An 18,156-nucleotide genomic window follows, 5' to 3' on the forward strand; every position below is an offset into this window, starting at 1 on the left:
CCCGACGTGAACAGCTACGCAACGATATTGCAAAAGATGAATGCGCCCACGCTTTGCCTGACGCTCGTTTTACTGACAGGTTGCGCAGGCACGCAGAACGCGCCACGGCCAGCGCCGCCAGTCCGGCTTATACCGCAGACGCTGACCATGCCGGTAACGCCTCCCCCCTTCCCTGCCCCTCCCACATGGGGAAACCTCGGGATATGGGGCGACCGCCTTCTGGATGCACTGGAAACCTGTAACGCAGATAAGCGGGCCATTGAATTACTGGAACAGCGCAGACTGCAACGACTGAATCACGAGGACAACAACCATGCTGAAAACTGATTCCCTGCGTGAAGCCCTGACCCGTTCATGCCGATGGTGTCAGGCCAACCCGGAAAAATTCACCATTTTCGTGGAGAGCGGCAACATTGAAACGACCGGAGAAACCCCCTCGTTTGTTTACCGCTATCAGATGGTGATGTTTGTCATGGATTACGCCGGAGAGCTGGACGACCTCACGCTGCCGCTGCTGGCGTGGTTATCCGAAAATCAGCCACAGTTGTTGCTCAATCCGGAACGTAATCAGGACATCAAATTCTCCGCCGTTATCAATGACGATGACAGCGCCGATCTCCTGTTTACGCTCCCCCTGCGGGAACGCGTTCGCATCACGCGCAGCAGTCAGGGTACACCGCAGGCAGAACACCTGCCGGAGCCAAAACCCCGCCTGCCATCTTCCGAAGGCGACTGGTCGCATGTATTCCAGGATGTGACGTGGGGTGAAAGCGATGGATAAGGCATTCACCCGCGTGGATGAAACCTTTGAGGCTATCCGCGACAGCCTGAATCAGCAGGCCATCAATAACATCGCCAGAAAGCTGGCCCAGGATTTACGCCGCGCCCAGCAGTCGCGTATCCGGTCACAGAAAGCGCCGGACGGAACCGCATGGACACCACGCAGACGCCGCGTAACCCGGATACAGGAGCGCATTCGCTTTATCTGGAATAACGAAGCACGCACGCTGAAAAACTGGCATCACGACACGGGGAAATACGGGCGAACCATTACCGGGTGGGATGAGGATAAAAACAACATCCGCACGTTTTACCGGGATGACATCGACCGCTTTCTGGAAATACGCACCCGGCGTATCAACAAGGACAGCACAAAGCGCGTCCCCATGTTCGTAAAACTGCGCACTGCCCGTTACCTGAAAGCCCGTGCAGATGCTTCCGGTGTGACGGTGGGTTATAGCGGCGTGGCCGCACGTATTGCACGCGTTCATCAGTTCGGTGAGCGCGATCAGGTTGTGCCGGGCATTTTCACCGATTACCCGGTACGTGAGCTGCTGGGTATCAGTCAGGCAGATGAGCGCCTGATTTATAACACGGTGCTGGGCCGGATTGCGGAGGCTGTACGGTGAGCGCAGAACTCATGCGGCTGCTGAGCAACATCATCCGCACCGGGATCATCTCTGAAGTTGATGAGGAATCCTGGTGCGTGCGCGTTCGCAGCGGCGAACTGGAAACAGGCTGGCTGCGCTGGAACACCACGCGCGCGGGTGCCTTCAATGTGTGGCTTCCGCCATCACCAGGCGAACAGGTGGCAATTGCCTGCATCGGCGGTAATCCGGAAACCGCCATAATAATCGGCAGCCTGTGGAGTGATGCCATTCCGGCACCTGGCAAAAGCCTGAAAGAAATCGTGGTCAGCGCGCCGGACGGCGCGGTGTTCCGCTACGACGCGGACGCAGGCGCGCTGAGCGCCAGCGGCATGAAAACGGCCACTCTGCAGGCATCCGTCAGCGTGACACTGGATACGCCTGTCGTGGAATGCACAGACCTTCTGAGAGCAGCGACGATTAACGTCACAAAAGGGGGAACGATGAGCGGCAATATCACGCACAGCGGCGGCGACTTCACCTCAAACGGCATCACAGTGCATACGCATAAACACGGTGGCGTTAAAGGTGGCAGCGATTCGACAGGAGGCCCGCAGTGACAACCCGCTACACAGGAATGAACCCGGACGAAACGGGAAACCTGAACGATATGGAGCACCTGAAACAGTCAGTCAGGGACATCCTGACCACCCCGCTGGCAAGCCGGGTTATGCGACGGGAATATGGCAGCCTTGTGTCTGATTTGATTGACGAACCCATGAATAACACCACGCGTCTGCAATGCATGAGCGCTGCCGTGATTGCACTGACACGATGGGAACCACGCATTGCCCTGGACGCCATCGACGTTGTCTGGAAGGCAGGAGGCCGCGCCGGGGTGACGCTGTCGGGCACTGTCATGCAGACCATGCAGAATGTTGAATTAACCATCACGCTGAGAGAGTAAATCATGCCTGCCGTTGACCTTTCCCAGTTACCGGAACCCGCCATCATCGCGGAGCCTGATTTTGAGGCAATTCTGGCTGACACAAAGGCCATGATGATTGCGACTTATCCCGCCGAACAGCGTGAAGCCGTCTCCGCCGCGCTGGAACTGGAATCGGAACCCCTGAACGTTATCGCCCAGACAACTGCGTTTCGTGAAATGCTGTTACGCCAGCGGGTCAATGAGGGCGCACGCGCCTGCATGTTAAGCCACAGCACCGGAACAGATCTGGATAACCTCGCGGGCAATATGAACACAAAGCGCCTGACCATCACTCCGGCAACGGATACCACCGACGCGGTGATGGAGAGCGACACCTCGCTGAGACTGCGGGCGCAGCGGGCGTATGACGGCCTGAGTGTTGCTGGCCCGTCAGGCGCATACGAGTATTTTGCCCGCAGTGCGAGTGGTCTGGTACGTGATGCGCGGGCCATCAGTCCGTCTCCGGCAAATGTGACGGTTTCCATTCTGTCCACTGAAGGCGACGGCACAGCAACGGAGGCGTTGCTTAATACCGTTCGCGCCGTTCTGAATGCAGAGGATACCCGCCCGGTGGCCGACCGCCTGACCGTACAGAGCGCAAAAATCGTGACATGGCAGCTGAATGCAAAACTGTACTTTTACCCCGGCCCGGAATCCGAACCTATTCTGGCTGCGGCTGAATCGTCGTTCAGGAAGTGGCTGTCTGAGCAGGGGCTTATCGGTCAGGACGTGGCGTTGTCAGCCATTGCTGCCGCACTGCATGTGCACGGCGTGCAACGCGTGGAGATAATCGAACCCACACAGAATATGGCCATCAGCGACATACAGGCGGCGCGCTGTGAGTCATTCACCATCAGCGAAGGTGGGCGCAATGAGTAATTCACTGTTACCACCGTCAGCCAGCAATTTCATGCGTTGTGCTGAAGCTGTCGGCACGCGCATTACAAACATTCCGGTAGACCTGAACACGCTGTGGTCGCCGGACAAATGCCCGGTGCATCTGCTGCCTTATCTCGCCTGGGCGTTTTCTGTTGACCGCTGGGATCGCAACTGGCCGGAAGAAACCAAACGACAGGTGATTCGTGACGCATGGCTGATACACCGACACAAGGGAACCATCAGCGCGCTGCGAAGAGCCGTAGAGCCTCTCGGCTACCTGATTGAAGTAAAGGAATGGTGGCAACTCAATGCGGAGCCGGGAACATTTCGCATTGTTGTCGGGGTACTTGATCAGGGTATCACCGATGAAATGTATCAGGAACTTGAGCGCCTTATTGCAGATGCAAAACCAGTAAGTCGACATCTGACAGGGCTGGCGATCAATCTGAGTGTGAATGGCAACATTTTCGTTGGTACGGAATGCTATCACGGTGACGCCCTGACGGTTTATCCCTCCCCCCCGGAGGCCATTGTTGTCGAAGAGGATATTTCCCAGCCCCGGCCATTCATTTAATTGATAACCTGAGAGCAAACGCATGACAGTGAGATACTACGCTATTCTGACTAATCAGGGCGCAGCACGACTGACTAACGCGACGATGGTCGGCAGTAAGCTGAATCTGACGCAAATGGCCGTTGGTGATGCGAATGGTGTATTACCGACACCAGACCCTGCACAGACAAAACTGATCAACCAGAAACGCATTGCGCCGCTGAATCTGCTAAGTGTTGACCCGAACAACCCGAGCCAGATTATTGCGGAGCAAATCATCCCTGAGAACGAGGGAGGATTCTGGATCCGTGAGATTGGTCTTTATGATGATGAAGGGGTACTCATTGCGGTGGCGAACTGCCCGGAAACGTACAAACCGCAATTACAGGAAGGCAGTTGTCGCACACAGACGATTCGGATGATTCTGGTTGTCACAAGCACCGAAGCCATCACGCTGAAAATCGACCCGTCCGTGGTACTGGCAACCCGTAAATACGTGGATGATGGAATTCTGGAATTAAAGCTGTATGTAGATGACGGGATGGCAAAACATATTGCCGCGCAGGACCCGCATTCACAGTACGCGCCAAAAGCCAGCCCGTCATTTACCGGAACACCCAAAGCGCCGACGCCAGCGGCGGGGAATAATACCACGCAGATTGCCACCACGGCTTTTGTGAAATCAGCAATTGCGGCAATGGTGGCTTCCGCGCCTGCTGCACTGGATACACTGAACGAACTGGCAACGGCGCTGGGGAATGACCCTAACTTTTCCACAACAATGCTTAATGCACTGGCAGGTAAACAACCGCTGGACAATACGCTTACCAATTTGAGTGGAAAGGATGTTGCAGGTCTTCTCGCATACCTTGGTTTGGTAGAAACCATAAACAAAGCTGCCGGAGCTGTTCAGCGCACTGGCGATGAAATGAGCGGTGATCTCAACTTAAGGAATTTGTACGCAGACGGTGTTGTTAAAACTGCTGGTGAAGTGCAGTCACTATCAGCGAATAGCTTTAGAATGATTTATGGCAACTATGGTGCTTTCTGGCGCCAAGACGGGGCTGATTTGTATCTGATGATTACAGATGCAGGCAACCATTATGGTGGTTTTAATGGACTGCGGCCATTTATTGTCAATCTTGGTAGTGGAAAAGTTACTTTTGGTAATGGAATTAACGGGGATTGCGTTGCCACAGGAGAAGTGAGAGCTGGCAATGGCGCTGCGCGCCTGGCGGCTGACGGGAATATCTATGGTTCGTTATGGGGCGGGTGGCTGTCCAGCTATCTGAGCAGGGTGGGGGTTCAGGATGTCCGGCTTGGCGGGCAGGGGTATCACTCTCCCGGCAGCAATGTTGTCTCGTGGACGTTTGGCGCGCCATTCGGGCATGTGCTTACTGGTATATCAATATCGGATACGGGGAAAAGCTCAGCCGATAACGTTAACGGCGTTTATTACAGGCCGATACAAAAACTGGTCAACGGCACCTGGTATAATGTAGCGAGTGTTTAATATGATGCATTTAAAAAATATTAAAAAGGGGCTGCCCAAAACACGCGAGCAATATGAACTATCAAAAAAAGAAAATATAGTTTTCTTTTTTGCAGAAGATGGCAAGGACTGGTATGAAGCACAGAAGCGATTTTCACCTGATACGCTGAAAATTGCGTATGACCAGGACGGAATAATTCGACGAATTGAAAATGATATTACATATATAAACCCGGAAGGGTTTAGTGTTGTAGAAGTGCCAAACACAACAAATAACCGAAGAGCAGACATTCTTGGTAACTGGATGTTCAAAGATGGCGAAGTGATAAAGCGAACTTATACAGAGGAAGAACAGAGGCAGCAAGCGGAAAACAAAAAGCAAAGCCTATTACAGGTCGTCAGGAATAATACCCAGCTATGGGACACCCAGTTACGGCTGGGAATTATTTCCGATGAGAATAAGCAAAAATTAACCGAGTGGATGCTCTATGCGCAGAAAGTCGAATCCACAGACACCTCCGTCCTGCCCGTAACATTTCCTGAACAACCAGAATGAGAAAAGGCCCGGCATCGGGCCTTAATTTTACTCAGGCTTATCTGGCCATTCAGGTTTTGTAGTATCCACGCGACTGACCAGAACGCTGTAGCGTTCCCAGGCGGTCAATCTGGTGCGTTCCTCATCTGTTGCCATATTCAGCCTGACGGCGCGCTCCAGGGGGAATATGACAGATTCAGCCTCAGTAAGGAGTTTTGCTCTCTGGTTTTCTGCCTGTCGAATTAAATCCTCCGCTGTTGGCGCCGACGGGGCAACAACTACAGATTGCCCGTATTCGTTTGGTTTAATAAGAAGGCTCAGGAAACAGAAAACCGCTAATCTGACCATTAGCGATTTTTGCGTTAAATCAGCCCCCCTTTAACTGAACCGGCCACATTGTTAAGGGATGATGTCACCTTATCTTTGAAGCCGGACAGCATATCGCTGAATGATGAGGATTGCAGGCGTTCGCGTAAATCCTCATCACAGCGTTCAAGAGTCAATGAAAACTCTATCTTTTTCGCCTTCCCGTAGCGATCGAACTCAGAGCGGGTCGTACTCGTTTCGGTCAGGACATACATGCCGTAAATCTGCCCAACACCATCAATCAGAGGCCAGGGACGTCCTGTATAAGCCTGCGTGGTTAGCAGCGACAGCGACACTTCGCCACCTGTAATCTCAGGATAAAGCACGCCGGAAAGAACGATGCGATCATCACCCGCACCGATATACTGCCAGCTTGCTGAACGGTTAACGCGTTCATTTTTCACATGTCGCCAGCTTTTATTTTGCTGTAACTGCTGATGCGGCAACGTGCGCAGCTCAAAAACAAACATGCCGTAAATCATCATCATGGCCATGACTCCTTAATCTTTATCGTAAAAACTGCCACGTCCGGCACGAGCGCGCCGTTCCATTTCCGCCCTGACCATTTCACCGACCAGTTTCGCCAGTTCGCGGGGATTCTGCGTAACAACGTTATGCAGATGAACATGAATTTCACCGCCAAACCCGGAGGCAACAGGCTCCCGGTTACGGGAAGTTGCAGGAACTGATGCTACTGGCGATCGTATGGCCTCCCCCACCGGGCGGGAGCTGGCCGCAACAACAGGGACCAGCGCCGGAGGCAGCCGAGCCGGGACCACGGGTGTGATATTAATTGCGGGGGCAGGCTTACTGACCTGCGCAATCTTCCGCTCCTGCCACTCCCCACGAACAGCAAGTGCGCGGGGTAGGTTCTTAAAGACAATATCGCCGGGGCCAATGCGTTTTTTCGTCTCATCAACCAGCTTACCTGTGTTATCAGCAATTTTGCTGAGTCTGCGTAGCGTACCGGTATTGCTGTCTGTGAGCGGTTTGTTGTCTTTGGGTTTATCACCTCCAGTGCCATTGCCATTTTCCACAGGCTTCGGCGGATTGATTTTCGCCAGGTCCCCCTGAAGCAAGGCAACCTTGTCCTGAAGAATGGCCGCACGCTGTGCGTCTTCGATTTTCTTTCTCGCCCTTTCCGCTTCATCCGGAAGCACACCAAGCTTTTCAAGTATCCACGCCAGCGTATCCAGCAACATTTTTGCAGGTGTCAGAACAAGCTGTAACGCACCGCCAAGAACGTTGCCGAATATCTCGCCAGCACTGGTGCATTTATCCAGCGTTTCCTTGCTGGACTCCATCGGTGACAGCAGCGATTTAAACCAGTTAAACACCTGGCTTATCCCGCTCCCGATTGCGTCAAAAACAGGGCCAAACCGTTCAAAGGTTTCGCGCAACGGAGTCAGCCTTTCCATAATCCCGCTGAACACCCCGGCAAAAAATGCCCTGATTGGATCCCAGTATTTCCAGATGAGAACGGCAGCTCCGGCAAGCGCAGCCACGATAAGACCAACCGGACTGAATAGCGCCCCGATAGCGCCTCCCAGCAAAGAAACAGCCCCCGTCACCATTCCCCATAGTGCTGGCAGAACCCTGACAGCATTCATTGATCCGGTCAGGAGAGAAAAACCAAGACGCAGTTTTGCCAGCGGGCCAGCAAGCACACCAATAGCCAGCGACAACGAGCCTACAGTTGCAGTCATTGCCAGTAGTGCACCACCTGCAACCAATAGCTGACGCGTCAGTGCCGGATGTGCCTGCGCCAGTGCCGTAATCCTGGCAACCACTCGCGTAAGCCACTGCGTGACAGAACGCAGCGGACCGTCAATCAGATCACTGATGCGAATACGCAGACCTTCCCACGCGCTGCCAAGTGATTTCAGATCGCCATCAAGGTTGTTGGCCATAACCTTTGCTGTGCGGTCAGCCTCACCGCGCGCGCCTTCAAGTTCTTTTCTCAGTTTGGGTAAGGAGCCATCACCCGCCGCATCAACGAGGGCCATAAATGATGTGAAAGCCTCTTGCCCGGCAATGTCCTTAAAGAACGATACCCGGTCAACTTCCCCGTATTTGCGGGTGGCTTTATAAAGGTCAGCCAGCACATCCTCCATCGGACGCATTTTGCCTCCGGCATCCGAGACGGACACGCCCAGCTCTTTCAGCGCCTCTGCTGCCGCCTTTGGCGGTGATGCCAGACGAGCCAGGCTGGCACGCATTGCCGTCCCGGCATCACTTCCCCTGATACCCATATTCGCCAGCACGCCCGCCATCGCTGCGGCCTGCTCCAGCGATATTCCCAGCTTGCCCGCCACCGGACCTGCATATTTCATGGTTTCGCCCAGTGCGCGAAGGTCAGTGTTGGTACGGGTGAACGCTGCGGTGAGTGTGTCACCGACCCGGTCCATCTGGTCAGCAGAAAGGCCGAACTGCGTCAGGATATTTGAGCCAATATCCGCCGTCTCGCCGAGGTCCATACCGCCAGCCGTTGCCATGCTCAGCACGCCGGGAAGCGCAGCCTGAATGGCCTGTGGTGTGAAGCCAGCCATTGCAAGAAATGCCTGTCCACTGGCGGCATCGCCTGCGGTAAACTGCGTTTCAGAGCCAAGTTTTAACGCCTGCTCACGCAGCGCCTTAAACTGCGGGCTGTTCTGGTCGATTCGCGTCAGTGCCTGAACGCGGGACATCTCTTTCCCGAACCCGATAGCGGGCTGCAAAAAACGCCCGGCAGCATAGCCGCCAGCCGCTGCCGCACCTATTGCCAGCGCACCACCCGTTTTCAGTTTTCCCGCTGTTTCCTGCGCGCGCGAATACCGCTCACGCGCCTGCGTTACACGCGCAAGCGCCTGCCGTTCGCGTTCAAGCTGGTTGTTGTATTGTTCGGTGCGTCTGATGGCCTGCTGAATGGTGTTATCGCTGCCTGTCAGGGAAATGCCGTGGCGTTTCAGTTCTCCGCCAAGCTCCCGCATTTTCTGAATTTCCCGTGTGCGCGATTCATTCAGGCGTTCAAGCCGGGTGCTTAACTGCTGCATCAGCTTTTGTTGTTTTTCGCTGAGCACTGTACCCGTGCGCTGTAACTGTTGAAGGGCGTTAAGCTGGCGTCGTGCTTTCACGATACCCGCATCCGCTTTACTGACAGCGTCACGGGCGCGCTCAAATGAACGCGCCTGACGCTCAAGATTTTTGATAGCCCCCTGCGTTCGCTGAATGGAATCACCAAACCGCCCCATCAGGCGGCGGGCGTTTTCGGCAGGCCGGGTCAGCCTGTCAACGGCGCTGAAAGCGACCCGGATATCAAGAGTCTTCATTGTCTGCATTCCCGCTGCGAAGTGCCGCCCGCTCACGCCAGCTAACCACTTCGCCGGGCGTCATCATGAAGATTTCGGCGGGCGACCAGTTAAAAATGACGGCAATATCTGCCACAAAGTCTTCTATGTGCTCAAAGCGCACAACTGTGATCAGGCTTCCGTCGCCTGTTCGTTCTTCCCGCCAGAGTCCGCACCGCTCAAAAAATTTACGGCAACCACACATAACTGAATAAAGTCGCGGGACGCCATTTTTTTTATCGTCACTTCATCCAGTCGCGGTGATGTCACGCGTGACATCAGCGTAAACATGGGTTCCGCTTTCAGGGCCAGCACATCAGACAACGACAGACCACGCAGGGAGCCTGCCTGCTCAATTGCTCCGGTAATCTCCACATACGTGATTTTTTCGCCGCCACGCTCAATTGGTCGGGTAAGTTTTACGCCGCGTTCACTGGTTTCTTTCACAGTGTCAGCAACCACCACCGTGTTTTCGGTATCGATGTTTTTCGTCTCTTTCATCAGGAAACTCCTTTCAGTCAGAGGCGACGCACTGCGCCACCTGCATATTACTTATCAGCCAAGCCCAAGCGCGGAACGGATGCGGTCGGGCACAATGTCCTTGCCATCCTTCCGGTAAATGAAGTTCAGCAGGTCAATCTCCCACAACGGACGATCGTTAACGCTCAGCTTGTAGTAGGTGTTTTTAATGGCGTAAGTGTGCGACGTGGCTTCGCCCTGCCTGGCTTCCCCCATATCAATTTCCGTCACACGCCCGCGCATTTCGACTTCATACAGGTCGCTTTCAGCGTCGGTGTAGTATTCACCCGCAAAACGCAGCAGCGTACCGTCAATCGTGCCGCCATACTTCAGGAACAGCTCACGAACTGCGCCCCCCATGACAAAGCTCGCATCAAGCGCGGAGTCGTCCAGACCGAGATCAATACTTACTGCGCCCATCATGCCACCGCCCCGGTAGCTGTCGGTTTTGCGCGTCAGTTTAGGCAGAGTGACGGACGTCACCTTACCCACTTCGTTTTCACCATCCACAAACAGCGTAAAAAAGCGAAGATGTTTTGGTACAGCCATCAGGCACCTCCCAGCACCGCAAATGCGGGACCAAAGAATTCATCAGTAAACGTCTGGTAAAGCTCCATGTCTTCCAGCGGAGGAACGGGCGTATATTTGTAGCGAATACGTACGCGCCCCTGACGTAAATCCGTGGTGCCGTTATCCACCACGTCATACCAGCACGACGCCCCAATCAGTTTCCCGGTAGTAACCAGTGAATCCAGTTTTGCCCTGATGGCACTGATAACATCCTTCACGTTCGCGGGCGTCAGTGGACTGTCGATGGTTTCAAACTGCGCTTCCGCAATCGTGTCAGCCAGTACCTGTGCGGTACGGGTATACACCTCAAAGATGTAGGCGTTCGTTTCCGGTGTGCGGTTGCCCCAGAAGCGGAACCCGTTGCGACGAATAATGGTCGTGATTTCTTTGTTGTTGAGGCTGTTGGCATCACTGTCTTCGGCCTGCAACGACCAGAACACATGTCTGGACATCCCCAGCACATTTTTAACCGGAACGTTGGACAGCGATTTGTGCCATCCCCGCTCATGGTCAATGTACGCACGAAGGCCGCACGCATAGGCAGGCGCGGGGAACGTTTCGTTTTTGCCACTTTTCGGGTTGTAGGCGATAAAGTCCGGCCATAAGAGCATCACCTCACGTTCGTTGAATTTCTGGCGGTAGGTAATCGACTCAGCCATCGTGTTACAGCCATGACATGAGGCATACACAAACGCGCGCAGTTTACCCGCAATCACGCACAGGGATTTCGTTACCGCCTCTGTATCCAGCTCCGGCGCGGCCAGAATACGCGGACGGTATCCGATGCTTTCATCCTGCTCTGCAACAAGCAGCGCATACATCCCCGTGTAGCTGCCGTCAGATTCAGAACCACCGATAACCAGTTGATCCTGCGTCTTACCGCCTTCTTCTTTGTGTTCAGCCACGCGAACGACGATCACTTTTGTGCTCACCTGGTCTGCGATGGCTTTAAGCGCACGATAAAGCGTTCCCGTAGTCCCGCATTTTCCCAGCACGTCATTGACGCGGGTCAGCAGTGTGGGCTTGTTCAGCGGGAACAGCTCCGCGTCCGCATCATCCGCCGTTGCCACGATACCGATAACACTGGAATCAACATCATTAATCGCTGTTACCAGGTCGGTACTTTCCGTAACACGGGCACCATGAAAACGAGTTTCACTCATAGCTTCAGCCCCTTGTATCCGTTAAATGATTCGGCAACAATCATCACCCACCACGCGCGTAATCTCACCCCTGCGCCGTTCTCCCTCCACGGCGACAACAAAAAGCAGTAACCCCCTACGCACGCACATGCGACCATGCCGCACAGGGAGGGAACAGATGACCGATACCACCATGCAATTGCTCAGTCAGAGCACAGACCCCGTGAAAATGCCGGATTTTGATATTCTCGCTGAGGGTAAAACGCTGTCCGGCGTGGCAGAACGCCTGATGAGCCTGTCACTGACCGACAACCGGGGATTTGAAGCGGACCAGCTAACCATCACGCTGGATGATGCAGATGGTCAGTTGCAGCTACCGCCACGGGGCGCGCGCCTGACGGTTCTCATTGGCTGGAAAGGAGAACCACTGACAGAAAAAGGCACTTACATTGTTGATGAAATCGCACACGAAGGACCGCCGGACAGGCTGACTGTTTCAGCCAGAAGCGCAGATTTTCGGGATGAATTTAACGTTAAACGTGAGGTGTCCTGGCATGATGTGACCATTGAGCGCGTGGTATCTGCCATCGCTCATCGGTACGGCCTGAAACCGCAAATCAGCGAGATGCTGATGGATATCGAAATCGACCACGCCGACCAGACCGAAGAAAGCGACATGTCCTTCCTTACGCGCATGGCGGAAATGCTGGGTGCTATCACCACGGTAAAAAGCGGTAATCTGTTATTCATCATGCCAGGCGGTGGCGTGAACGCACAGGGCCAGCCGTTGCCATCGTTCGCCATCACACGCAGCAGCGGCGATCGCCATCAGTTCCGCATTGCTGACCGAGAGGCGTATACGGGGGTACGCGCTTACTGGCTTGATCTTAATTACGGGAAAAAGAAAAAAGTCAGCGTGAAACGCCGTAAACCGAAAAAGGAGAAAAGCAGTAGCCGTGAAGGCGACTATATGGAAGGTGCGGAAGGCAACGTGTTTGTGTTACGCAAGACTTATCAGAACGAACAGGCAGCAAGACGCGCTGCGGCGGCAAAGTGGCAGCAGCTACAACGCGGAGCCGCATCATTCTCCATCACACTGGCACGTGGACGCGCAGAACTCTACCCCGAAATGCATGGCACGGTAACAGGATTTAAAAGCGAGATTGATAATCAGGACTGGATTATTGCAAAAGCCGAGCACACCATTGATAACAGCGGTTTTACCACGCAGCTTGAACTTGAAACAAAAATCCCTGAATGGATTGCGCAAACCTAAATGGTGGGAAGATACGGCACAGAGCCAACATAATATACCTGTTTGCTCTGTGCCCGAAATAGGCATCATAAACCTAACGATGAATTGATATGCAAGATTATAAAAAATCCGCTGACATTATTTCTCATCGTTAATCAAGTTTTTGCTGATGATACCGATACAGCATCATTCTAAGTTTTAGCAAGGTTGTACTATCATTATCTGCAGGGCAAAAATTATACCAACCTTCAGTATATTTATTTAAAGTATCAAAGTAATAATCCTTCAATGGATCATCCCTATCTGAGTGGAGACAAGAAAACATCTTCTGAAGAACATAATTTAATTCACCTGTAGGAAGCCTCGAAATAATCACATCACAAGTAGTTGTTAAATCTTCAATATTCATTTTCTGAAGATTATTTCTAATCTCTAAAACGATCGGATAGAGTTTACTCAAAAACTCATTTACTTCATCTTGAAGATGCTTCTCTTTAACACAACCATCAAACAAATGAATTAACTCTTCCAATTGCATTCGGTAATAATCATTATTACCTGGTATAGCGACTTCTGAAAGAAGCAGCCTCAACTCATCATAAATGTTATCGGTGGATGATATAACTTGCGCGGACAAAACATCGTAATGGTTGTTACGAATTACCACTATAGAGTCCATTAGTTTTTCTAGATATTTATACCTACTTTCAACATATGAGATAAGCTCGTTAAATTTAATACCGAAAATAACATCATCCACACCGGGTTTGTTATTATAAAGACTTATAGTAAAATCATTATTATTAAGTGCATAAAAATGAGGCCAGCTCGCAAATAATCTCTCCCCGTGGTTATTTTTAAGATTCGTAGGGTGAGCACCAAAAATAGCGCGAATACTCTTAAAATAAGAGTCATCATCCTCATGCGAAAGATAATGTATTTTATCCTTAAAAATATCAACAGAGCCTTTAAAGGGCCATTTCATAAAATTATTGTCACTTTCAATAATACGATGGAGTTGCCGCACCGCTTCCACTATTATATCGATTGATGATATAATAGTATAAATCTGCATAGCTTTAATATCAATGTCTTCAGATATTTCAGGGATGTTCATAAGATAGCGTACAGAAACAGTAATCCAATCCATGCATGAACAAATAGGGCTGAACTGATTTTTACCATTTCTGTTTATGAAGTAACTATAAACAAAATCTCTTTCATTAACTACATCGCGAAAATCCGTTATTAAAGTATCATTAATAGTTATACCAAAATTTGTCTTAGTTATCTTCATAGTGACCATTTTCACATCAACATTCTCATAGAGAGTAGATTTTTACCGTTATCATATATAAACACAAGTCATCTGGTTATCCGAATCACTATATTTAAAGCAATTAGGTTTAAACATGCACTCCTGCGCTAACTTTTTGCTCAAGGCGGAGTGGCTGTTGGAGTCTGAGCCAGTACAACTTAAAATAGAACCAGCACCACGTTAAGGGAGGTCGCTATGTTCCGTTGTCCGCTTTGTGGCGCATCTGCCCGTATCCGCACCAGTCGTCCGGAGAATGATTCAAACACCGTGCGGCAAAAGTATTACCAGTGTAACAACCTGGAATGCGGCGTATGCTTCTCAACACTGGAAGCTTTCCATAAATTCACATCGAAACACGCCTCCGGCGTTCACTCTTCAGAAGGTATCCCGTGGCATGAACTGCCTGCTTCACACAGGGGAAACAATCAGATGAGTTTGCCTTTACCTCAGAATTAACAGGCAGAATTGCCGGAGTAACAAAAAAGCGATAGATTACGCGCGGGTGCCTTTCGGCTGATGGTCGGAGGGAATACCCGAAGGCCAGATGTGGAAAGGCCCCGGAAAACATTTCTGTTTAACCGAGGCCCTAACATATCTACCTTAAGCAAGTGATAGGTTAGCGCCTCTCCAACAAAGGAGCAAGCGCTATGTCGCAAAAATCGCTTACGGCCATCACGTTCTGCGTGACGGTAATCCTCATCATCTGGATGCTGCACGGTTCGCTGTGTGAAATACGGATGAGCTTCTGGGGAGCGGAGTTTGCGGCGTTCTTACAGTGTAAGCAGTAAGGAAACCGCGACGGGGGAGCAATCCCCCGTCAATCGGTTGCTTAGGTTGGCCGAAGTGGCACCCTATCTCACAGGTATGAACAACAAACCCGCAGCGTAAAAACTGCGGGGTTTCTTTTTGGTCTCCCCCACTGAGGACACCATCAAAAATAACAGACCGCATTTCGCAGCACTAAGGTGCGAATTACCATAACACTCGAAATCACCCTTGCCCCTTTATTAAAGGGCTATCTACATCAAAAACGCTCTATCTCAATTAGTAAGAATCGAGTCGATACCCGCGATAAGGTCAGGAAAATAACTTTGATCAATGAGAGTACCACCTTCAACCGTCCAGCGAGTCAGCATATCAGGGGTTATTTTGAAGTTAAAACCAATAACATCAGCATCTGATGCATGACGGATATCACACTGAAAAGTATTAGTTCGGGGAGCATAAACTATTGGTGGCACCGCCTGATTTGTAGACAGTAACTGATAGAAGTGGTGCAGCTTATCCCGGAATTCCTCCAGGTCGAAGAGGCTAAACTCACATTTACACTCCAGGCTTATGCCTGATCCTGCTACTTCCAGCCAGCACATGATTAAATCCTGACGCCTGTCCTCCGGCTCTTCGATCCTTTCGATAAAGGAAAATCGGAATAACGCATCATCGTTTTTTATCTCAAACATAACCGTTGCTCTCTAATTCTTAATCGTAGTGAAAGTGCATAATTGTCCAGTCTTTTTCTCTAACGAGAACGTGAAGGCGATAACGCTCACGGACATATTTCACTTGCCCCCCAACGGTACGTTTAACCAGCCGATGCATTTCCGTTCGATATATAAATTGTCCCGCGATGTTTTGAGGATCGGGACTTCGCGTGCCATATCGAATAGCTTTTTCCATGATCTGTAACGGCACATAGCGGCCAGGGTCACTCATTCGTGTAGCGACTGTTTTTGTTACTTTCAGGTTTCGCGCAGACAGACCTATTTTTAATCTACCCCGCAGAAAGTTTATCGTCGTCTGACTTAGTTTTGCAGAAAGGGCAGCGCGACTACTTGCCTCAAAAAGCGCACGGCCTGTTCGCAATATTCGAAACACACCAAATGCTATTAGCGCAATATCTGTCGGATCGATAAGCGGGCTTTCAAGAGGAGCCTCTTCCATGCGCACAAAGACACCGTTGGTATCGTATATTTGCCATAAACCGGGAGCCTGATTGACCGAATAGCCAATGCACATACCCATTTCATCGTCAAGAATGGGTTGGGAATTAAGCGGTAAGTTGCGTGGCGGTAACTCGAAAAAAATACCGTCCGGGAGATTAGATTTAAACGTAAAAAGGTACCCAGGTTCTCCCTGAAAGGTAGGGTTATATCCTGCCACTGGTTCGTTCCTTATCGTCCACTAGGAAAGTTCATGTTATCGATGATCTTCCTGATTGACCAGTAGTTACAATTTACCAATAGCTGTAAACCTATTGGCTCGGAAATCAAAGTCTGGTCGCCACACCACCGCCATTTCATCGCCACTCGGCAAATTTCAGGCACAAAACAAACCCGCAGCGTAAAAAACAGCGGGTTTTCTTTTTGGTACCCTTACAAATGAGGGCGCCACTTATAAACAATAGGCATAACAGATCGATTTGTTATCATATCAGCAGCAGTAACCACATAAGAGGTGCCGCAAATGCCGCAAAATGTACGATGCAAAAATTGCAACAAACTACTTGCCCGCGCCTCATTTCACTACATTGAAGTAAAGTGTCCGCGCTGCAAAACCCTTAACCAGATAACGAGAGCCATCGAGCACCCCACACACATGAGGAGTTATGACCGTGGGGATCGCAATCCAGCACCAGCCAGTCCACACACAGGAACACACTAAGATTTACCAGAATGACAATGCCACGCTCTGCTGTGGAAATGCTCTGGAAATATTGCCGCTGATTGAGCCAGAAAGCATTGATGCCTTAATCACTGACCCACCTTACAGTTCAGGTGCAACACATAAGGCGGGGCGAACTAATCAGGACAGCCTCACCAAGTACCTGAACAATGACAACATTCATCGGTTTGAGGGATTCGCAGGTGAAAACATGGATGCCCATTCGTGGGCGTACTGGACGCAATTGTGGATGGCGCAGGCATACCGCGCAGTCAGGCCGGGCGGTTATGCCCTGGTATTTACTGACTGGCGACAACTGCCAGCCTTAACCGATGCTTTTCAGGCCAGCGGTTTTACATGGCGTGGCATCGTTGCATGGAACAAAGGAAGAGCAGCGCGAACCCCTCACACCGGGTATTTCCGGCATCAGTGCGAATACATCGTCTGGGGCAGCAAAGGACATTTAGGGAAATCGCCTTCGGGTCCATTCGACGGCTGCATGACGTTCCCGGTTATCCCATCAAAGAAAATGCACCCGACCGGAAAACCAGAAGAACTTATGGCAGAGCTGGTCAGGACTGCAAATAGCGGCGGAATCATTCTTGATCCTTTCATGGGATCGGGGACAACGGGCGTGGCTGCACTGAAAGCGGGGCGTAGGTTTATTGGTATAGAAACCAGTGAACATTATTTTGAGGTGGCAACACGGCGACTTGAAACAGAGACCAGACTATAAGACAAAGCCCGCAATATTGCGGGCTTACTCCCACTCCCCCACGAAAAATGTGGGCATGTCGTGGAACACAAATAAATAAACCATTATAAATCAATAAATTAACAAAATAAAAAAGGCCGCAGAGCGGCCTTTTTGGTTAGTGCAGATTATTCAGCTTTGGGCGAAGCGTTTTCGACACGACTTTTTAACTTCTGGCCGGGTCTAAAGGTCACCACGCGCCGTGCTGTAATGGGAATATCTTCGCCGGTCTTAGGATTACGACCTGGACGTTGATTTTTGTCGCGCAAATCGAAATTGCCAAAGCCAGACAGTTTTACCTGCTCGCCATTCTCAAGAGCACGACGGATCTCTTCGAAAAACAGCTCAACCAGCTCTTTCGCATCACGTTTGCTAAGACCAAGCTTATCAAACAGATATTCTGACATTTCAGCTTTTGTAAGCGCCATAGG

25 protein-coding genes are annotated in these 18,156 nt (G+C 51.2%); 14 read left to right on the forward strand and 11 right to left on the reverse strand.

All coding sequences use genetic code 11. From position 1 onward, the window contains the following. Positions 1–36: 36 nt before the first annotated feature. The 9 genes from lysC to ACTU3N_RS21970 are packed head-to-tail and all read left to right on the forward strand — an operon-like array spanning position 37 to position 5,835. Positions 37–327 carry an Rz1-like lysis system protein LysC gene (gene lysC, locus ACTU3N_RS21930; protein ID WP_443088370.1) on the forward strand — a complete coding sequence of 97 codons (291 nt, stop codon included), beginning with the start codon at positions 37–39 and terminating at the stop codon, positions 325–327. Continuing rightward, the gene (locus ACTU3N_RS21935; protein ID WP_443088243.1) at positions 314–781 is read left to right on the forward strand and encodes a phage tail protein; all 468 of its coding nucleotides are present in this window, start codon (positions 314–316) and stop codon (positions 779–781) included. The genes lysC and ACTU3N_RS21935 overlap by 14 nt, the downstream gene beginning before the upstream one ends. Next, entirely contained in the window at positions 774–1,409 is a 636-nt protein-coding gene (locus ACTU3N_RS21940) for a phage virion morphogenesis protein (RefSeq protein WP_443088244.1), read from the forward strand. The genes ACTU3N_RS21935 and ACTU3N_RS21940 overlap by 8 nt, the downstream gene beginning before the upstream one ends. Continuing rightward, a complete protein-coding gene (locus ACTU3N_RS21945) occupies positions 1,406–1,987 on the forward strand; it encodes a phage baseplate assembly protein V (protein ID WP_443088245.1) in 582 nt (193 codons plus the stop codon). Before ACTU3N_RS21940 ends, ACTU3N_RS21945 begins: the two co-directional genes overlap by 4 nt. Beyond that, the gene (locus tag ACTU3N_RS21950) at positions 1,984–2,334 is read left to right on the forward strand and encodes a GPW/gp25 family protein (protein WP_443088246.1); all 351 of its coding nucleotides are present in this window, start codon (positions 1,984–1,986) and stop codon (positions 2,332–2,334) included. Before ACTU3N_RS21945 ends, ACTU3N_RS21950 begins: the two co-directional genes overlap by 4 nt. 3 nt (positions 2,335–2,337) lie before the next feature. Then, entirely contained in the window at positions 2,338–3,234 is an 897-nt protein-coding gene (locus ACTU3N_RS21955) for a baseplate assembly protein (RefSeq protein WP_443088247.1), read from the forward strand. Continuing rightward, on the forward strand, positions 3,227–3,808 hold the full coding sequence (locus tag ACTU3N_RS21960; protein ID WP_443088248.1) for a phage tail protein I: 582 nt from the start codon (positions 3,227–3,229) through the stop codon (positions 3,806–3,808). The genes ACTU3N_RS21955 and ACTU3N_RS21960 overlap by 8 nt, the downstream gene beginning before the upstream one ends. A gap of 22 nt (positions 3,809–3,830) precedes the next feature. Continuing rightward, complete coding sequence (locus ACTU3N_RS21965) at positions 3,831–5,300, forward strand: phage tail-collar fiber domain-containing protein (RefSeq protein WP_443088249.1); 1,470 nt, start codon at positions 3,831–3,833, stop codon at positions 5,298–5,300. 1 nt (position 5,301) lies between these two features. After that, positions 5,302–5,835, forward strand: a complete 534-nt coding sequence (locus tag ACTU3N_RS21970) for a tail fiber assembly protein (RefSeq protein WP_443088250.1) — start codon at positions 5,302–5,304, stop codon at positions 5,833–5,835. A 27-nt stretch (positions 5,836–5,862) separates the two neighbouring features. Here the strand turns inward: ACTU3N_RS21970 and ACTU3N_RS21975 are convergent, their stop codons facing one another. From ACTU3N_RS21975 to ACTU3N_RS22005, 7 genes are read right to left on the reverse strand one after another with little or no spacing between them, the layout of a single operon-like run. Next, positions 5,863–6,162: a tail fiber assembly protein gene (locus tag ACTU3N_RS21975; RefSeq protein ID WP_443088251.1), complete on the reverse strand. Its 300-nt coding sequence runs from the start codon at positions 6,160–6,162 to the stop codon at positions 5,863–5,865. 14 nt (positions 6,163–6,176) lie between these two features. Next, positions 6,177–6,668 (reverse strand): phage tail protein, encoded by a 492-nt coding sequence (locus tag ACTU3N_RS21980; RefSeq protein ID WP_443088252.1) that lies wholly within the window; start codon positions 6,666–6,668, stop codon positions 6,177–6,179. Positions 6,669–6,680: 12 nt separating this feature from the next. Then, complete coding sequence (locus tag ACTU3N_RS21985; protein ID WP_443088253.1) at positions 6,681–9,488, reverse strand: phage tail tape measure protein; 2,808 nt, start codon at positions 9,486–9,488, stop codon at positions 6,681–6,683. Further along, a complete protein-coding gene (locus ACTU3N_RS21990) occupies positions 9,475–9,603 on the reverse strand; it encodes a GpE family phage tail protein (RefSeq protein ID WP_000763327.1) in 129 nt (42 codons plus the stop codon). The genes ACTU3N_RS21985 and ACTU3N_RS21990 overlap by 14 nt, the downstream gene beginning before the upstream one ends. A gap of 35 nt (positions 9,604–9,638) precedes the next feature. Continuing rightward, the gene (locus tag ACTU3N_RS21995; RefSeq protein ID WP_443088254.1) at positions 9,639–10,007 is read right to left on the reverse strand and encodes a hypothetical protein; all 369 of its coding nucleotides are present in this window, start codon (positions 10,005–10,007) and stop codon (positions 9,639–9,641) included. A 54-nt stretch (positions 10,008–10,061) separates the two neighbouring features. Further along, a complete protein-coding gene (locus ACTU3N_RS22000) occupies positions 10,062–10,574 on the reverse strand; it encodes a phage major tail tube protein (RefSeq protein WP_443088255.1) in 513 nt (170 codons plus the stop codon). Then, positions 10,574–11,758: a phage tail sheath subtilisin-like domain-containing protein gene (locus ACTU3N_RS22005; protein ID WP_443088256.1), complete on the reverse strand. Its 1,185-nt coding sequence runs from the start codon at positions 11,756–11,758 to the stop codon at positions 10,574–10,576. Before ACTU3N_RS22005 ends, ACTU3N_RS22000 begins: the two co-directional genes overlap by 1 nt. A 157-nt stretch (positions 11,759–11,915) precedes the next feature. On the opposite strand from ACTU3N_RS22005, the gene ACTU3N_RS22010 reads away from it, so the two are divergent. Beyond that, entirely contained in the window at positions 11,916–13,013 is a 1,098-nt protein-coding gene (locus ACTU3N_RS22010) for a phage late control D family protein (protein WP_443088257.1), read from the forward strand. A gap of 130 nt (positions 13,014–13,143) precedes the next feature. Here the strand turns inward: ACTU3N_RS22010 and ACTU3N_RS22015 are convergent, their stop codons facing one another. Continuing rightward, positions 13,144–14,304, reverse strand: a complete 1,161-nt coding sequence (locus tag ACTU3N_RS22015; RefSeq protein ID WP_443088258.1) for a hypothetical protein — start codon at positions 14,302–14,304, stop codon at positions 13,144–13,146. Positions 14,305–14,505: 201 nt separating this feature from the next. Between ACTU3N_RS22015 and ACTU3N_RS22020 the strand changes: the two genes are divergently transcribed. Together ACTU3N_RS22020 and ACTU3N_RS22025 are read left to right on the forward strand one after the other, a co-directional pair. Further along, positions 14,506–14,766, forward strand: coding sequence for an ogr/Delta-like zinc finger family protein (locus ACTU3N_RS22020; protein ID WP_000488107.1), 261 nt, complete (start codon positions 14,506–14,508; stop codon positions 14,764–14,766). Positions 14,767–14,957: 191 nt separating this feature from the next. Then, positions 14,958–15,098, forward strand: coding sequence for a Hok/Gef family protein (locus tag ACTU3N_RS22025; protein WP_000078920.1), 141 nt, complete (start codon positions 14,958–14,960; stop codon positions 15,096–15,098). A gap of 252 nt (positions 15,099–15,350) precedes the next feature. Here the strand turns inward: ACTU3N_RS22025 and ACTU3N_RS22030 are convergent, their stop codons facing one another. After that, the gene (locus ACTU3N_RS22030; RefSeq protein ID WP_443088259.1) at positions 15,351–15,770 is read right to left on the reverse strand and encodes a hypothetical protein; all 420 of its coding nucleotides are present in this window, start codon (positions 15,768–15,770) and stop codon (positions 15,351–15,353) included. Between the two features lie 19 nt (positions 15,771–15,789). Beyond that, positions 15,790–16,470 carry a hypothetical protein gene (locus ACTU3N_RS22035; RefSeq protein ID WP_443088260.1) on the reverse strand — a complete coding sequence of 227 codons (681 nt, stop codon included), beginning with the start codon at positions 16,468–16,470 and terminating at the stop codon, positions 15,790–15,792. Between the two features lie 303 nt (positions 16,471–16,773). Here ACTU3N_RS22035 and ACTU3N_RS22040 point away from each other — a divergent pair, with 303 nt between their 5' ends. Continuing rightward, positions 16,774–16,971, forward strand: coding sequence for a Com family DNA-binding transcriptional regulator (locus tag ACTU3N_RS22040; protein WP_443088261.1), 198 nt, complete (start codon positions 16,774–16,776; stop codon positions 16,969–16,971). Next, a complete protein-coding gene (locus ACTU3N_RS22045; RefSeq protein ID WP_443088262.1) occupies positions 16,916–17,707 on the forward strand; it encodes a DNA-methyltransferase in 792 nt (263 codons plus the stop codon). Before ACTU3N_RS22040 ends, ACTU3N_RS22045 begins: the two co-directional genes overlap by 56 nt. A 146-nt stretch (positions 17,708–17,853) precedes the next feature. Here ACTU3N_RS22045 and ihfA read toward each other — a convergent pair whose 3' ends face one another. Next, entirely contained in the window at positions 17,854–18,153 is a 300-nt protein-coding gene (gene ihfA / locus ACTU3N_RS22050; protein WP_006820203.1) for an integration host factor subunit alpha, read from the reverse strand. Positions 18,154–18,156 lie beyond the last annotated feature (3 nt).

The sequence above is a fragment of the Vagococcus sp. WN89Y genome (genome assembly GCF_052220145.1).
Taxonomy (GTDB): Bacteria; Pseudomonadota; Gammaproteobacteria; order Enterobacterales; family Enterobacteriaceae; genus Kosakonia.

Coding starts and splice junctions, on each gene's coding strand:
- lysC (WP_443088370.1), top strand. CDS start 37: ATGAATGCGCCCACGCTTTGCCTGACGCTCGTTTTACTGACAGGTTGC.
- ACTU3N_RS21935 (WP_443088243.1), top strand. CDS start 314: ATGCTGAAAACTGATTCCCTGCGTGAAGCCCTGACCCGTTCATGCCGA.
- ACTU3N_RS21940 (WP_443088244.1), top strand. CDS start 774: ATGGATAAGGCATTCACCCGCGTGGATGAAACCTTTGAGGCTATCCGC.
- ACTU3N_RS21955 (WP_443088247.1), top strand. CDS start 2,338: ATGCCTGCCGTTGACCTTTCCCAGTTACCGGAACCCGCCATCATCGCG.
- ACTU3N_RS21960 (WP_443088248.1), top strand. CDS start 3,227: ATGAGTAATTCACTGTTACCACCGTCAGCCAGCAATTTCATGCGTTGT.
- ACTU3N_RS21965 (WP_443088249.1), top strand. CDS start 3,831: ATGACAGTGAGATACTACGCTATTCTGACTAATCAGGGCGCAGCACGA.
- ACTU3N_RS21970 (WP_443088250.1), top strand. CDS start 5,302: ATGATGCATTTAAAAAATATTAAAAAGGGGCTGCCCAAAACACGCGAG.
- ACTU3N_RS21975 (WP_443088251.1), bottom strand. CDS start 6,162: ATGGTCAGATTAGCGGTTTTCTGTTTCCTGAGCCTTCTTATTAAACCA.
- ACTU3N_RS21980 (WP_443088252.1), bottom strand. CDS start 6,668: ATGATGATGATTTACGGCATGTTTGTTTTTGAGCTGCGCACGTTGCCG.
- ACTU3N_RS21985 (WP_443088253.1), bottom strand. CDS start 9,488: ATGAAGACTCTTGATATCCGGGTCGCTTTCAGCGCCGTTGACAGGCTG.
- ACTU3N_RS21995 (WP_443088254.1), bottom strand. CDS start 10,007: ATGAAAGAGACGAAAAACATCGATACCGAAAACACGGTGGTGGTTGCT.
- ACTU3N_RS22000 (WP_443088255.1), bottom strand. CDS start 10,574: ATGGCTGTACCAAAACATCTTCGCTTTTTTACGCTGTTTGTGGATGGT.
- ACTU3N_RS22005 (WP_443088256.1), bottom strand. CDS start 11,758: ATGAGTGAAACTCGTTTTCATGGTGCCCGTGTTACGGAAAGTACCGAC.
- ACTU3N_RS22010 (WP_443088257.1), top strand. CDS start 11,916: ATGACCGATACCACCATGCAATTGCTCAGTCAGAGCACAGACCCCGTG.
- ACTU3N_RS22020 (WP_000488107.1), top strand. CDS start 14,506: ATGTTCCGTTGTCCGCTTTGTGGCGCATCTGCCCGTATCCGCACCAGT.
- ACTU3N_RS22025 (WP_000078920.1), top strand. CDS start 14,958: ATGTCGCAAAAATCGCTTACGGCCATCACGTTCTGCGTGACGGTAATC.
- ACTU3N_RS22030 (WP_443088259.1), bottom strand. CDS start 15,770: ATGTTTGAGATAAAAAACGATGATGCGTTATTCCGATTTTCCTTTATC.
- ACTU3N_RS22040 (WP_443088261.1), top strand. CDS start 16,774: ATGCCGCAAAATGTACGATGCAAAAATTGCAACAAACTACTTGCCCGC.
- ACTU3N_RS22045 (WP_443088262.1), top strand. CDS start 16,916: ATGACCGTGGGGATCGCAATCCAGCACCAGCCAGTCCACACACAGGAA.
- ihfA (WP_006820203.1), bottom strand. CDS start 18,153: ATGGCGCTTACAAAAGCTGAAATGTCAGAATATCTGTTTGATAAGCTT.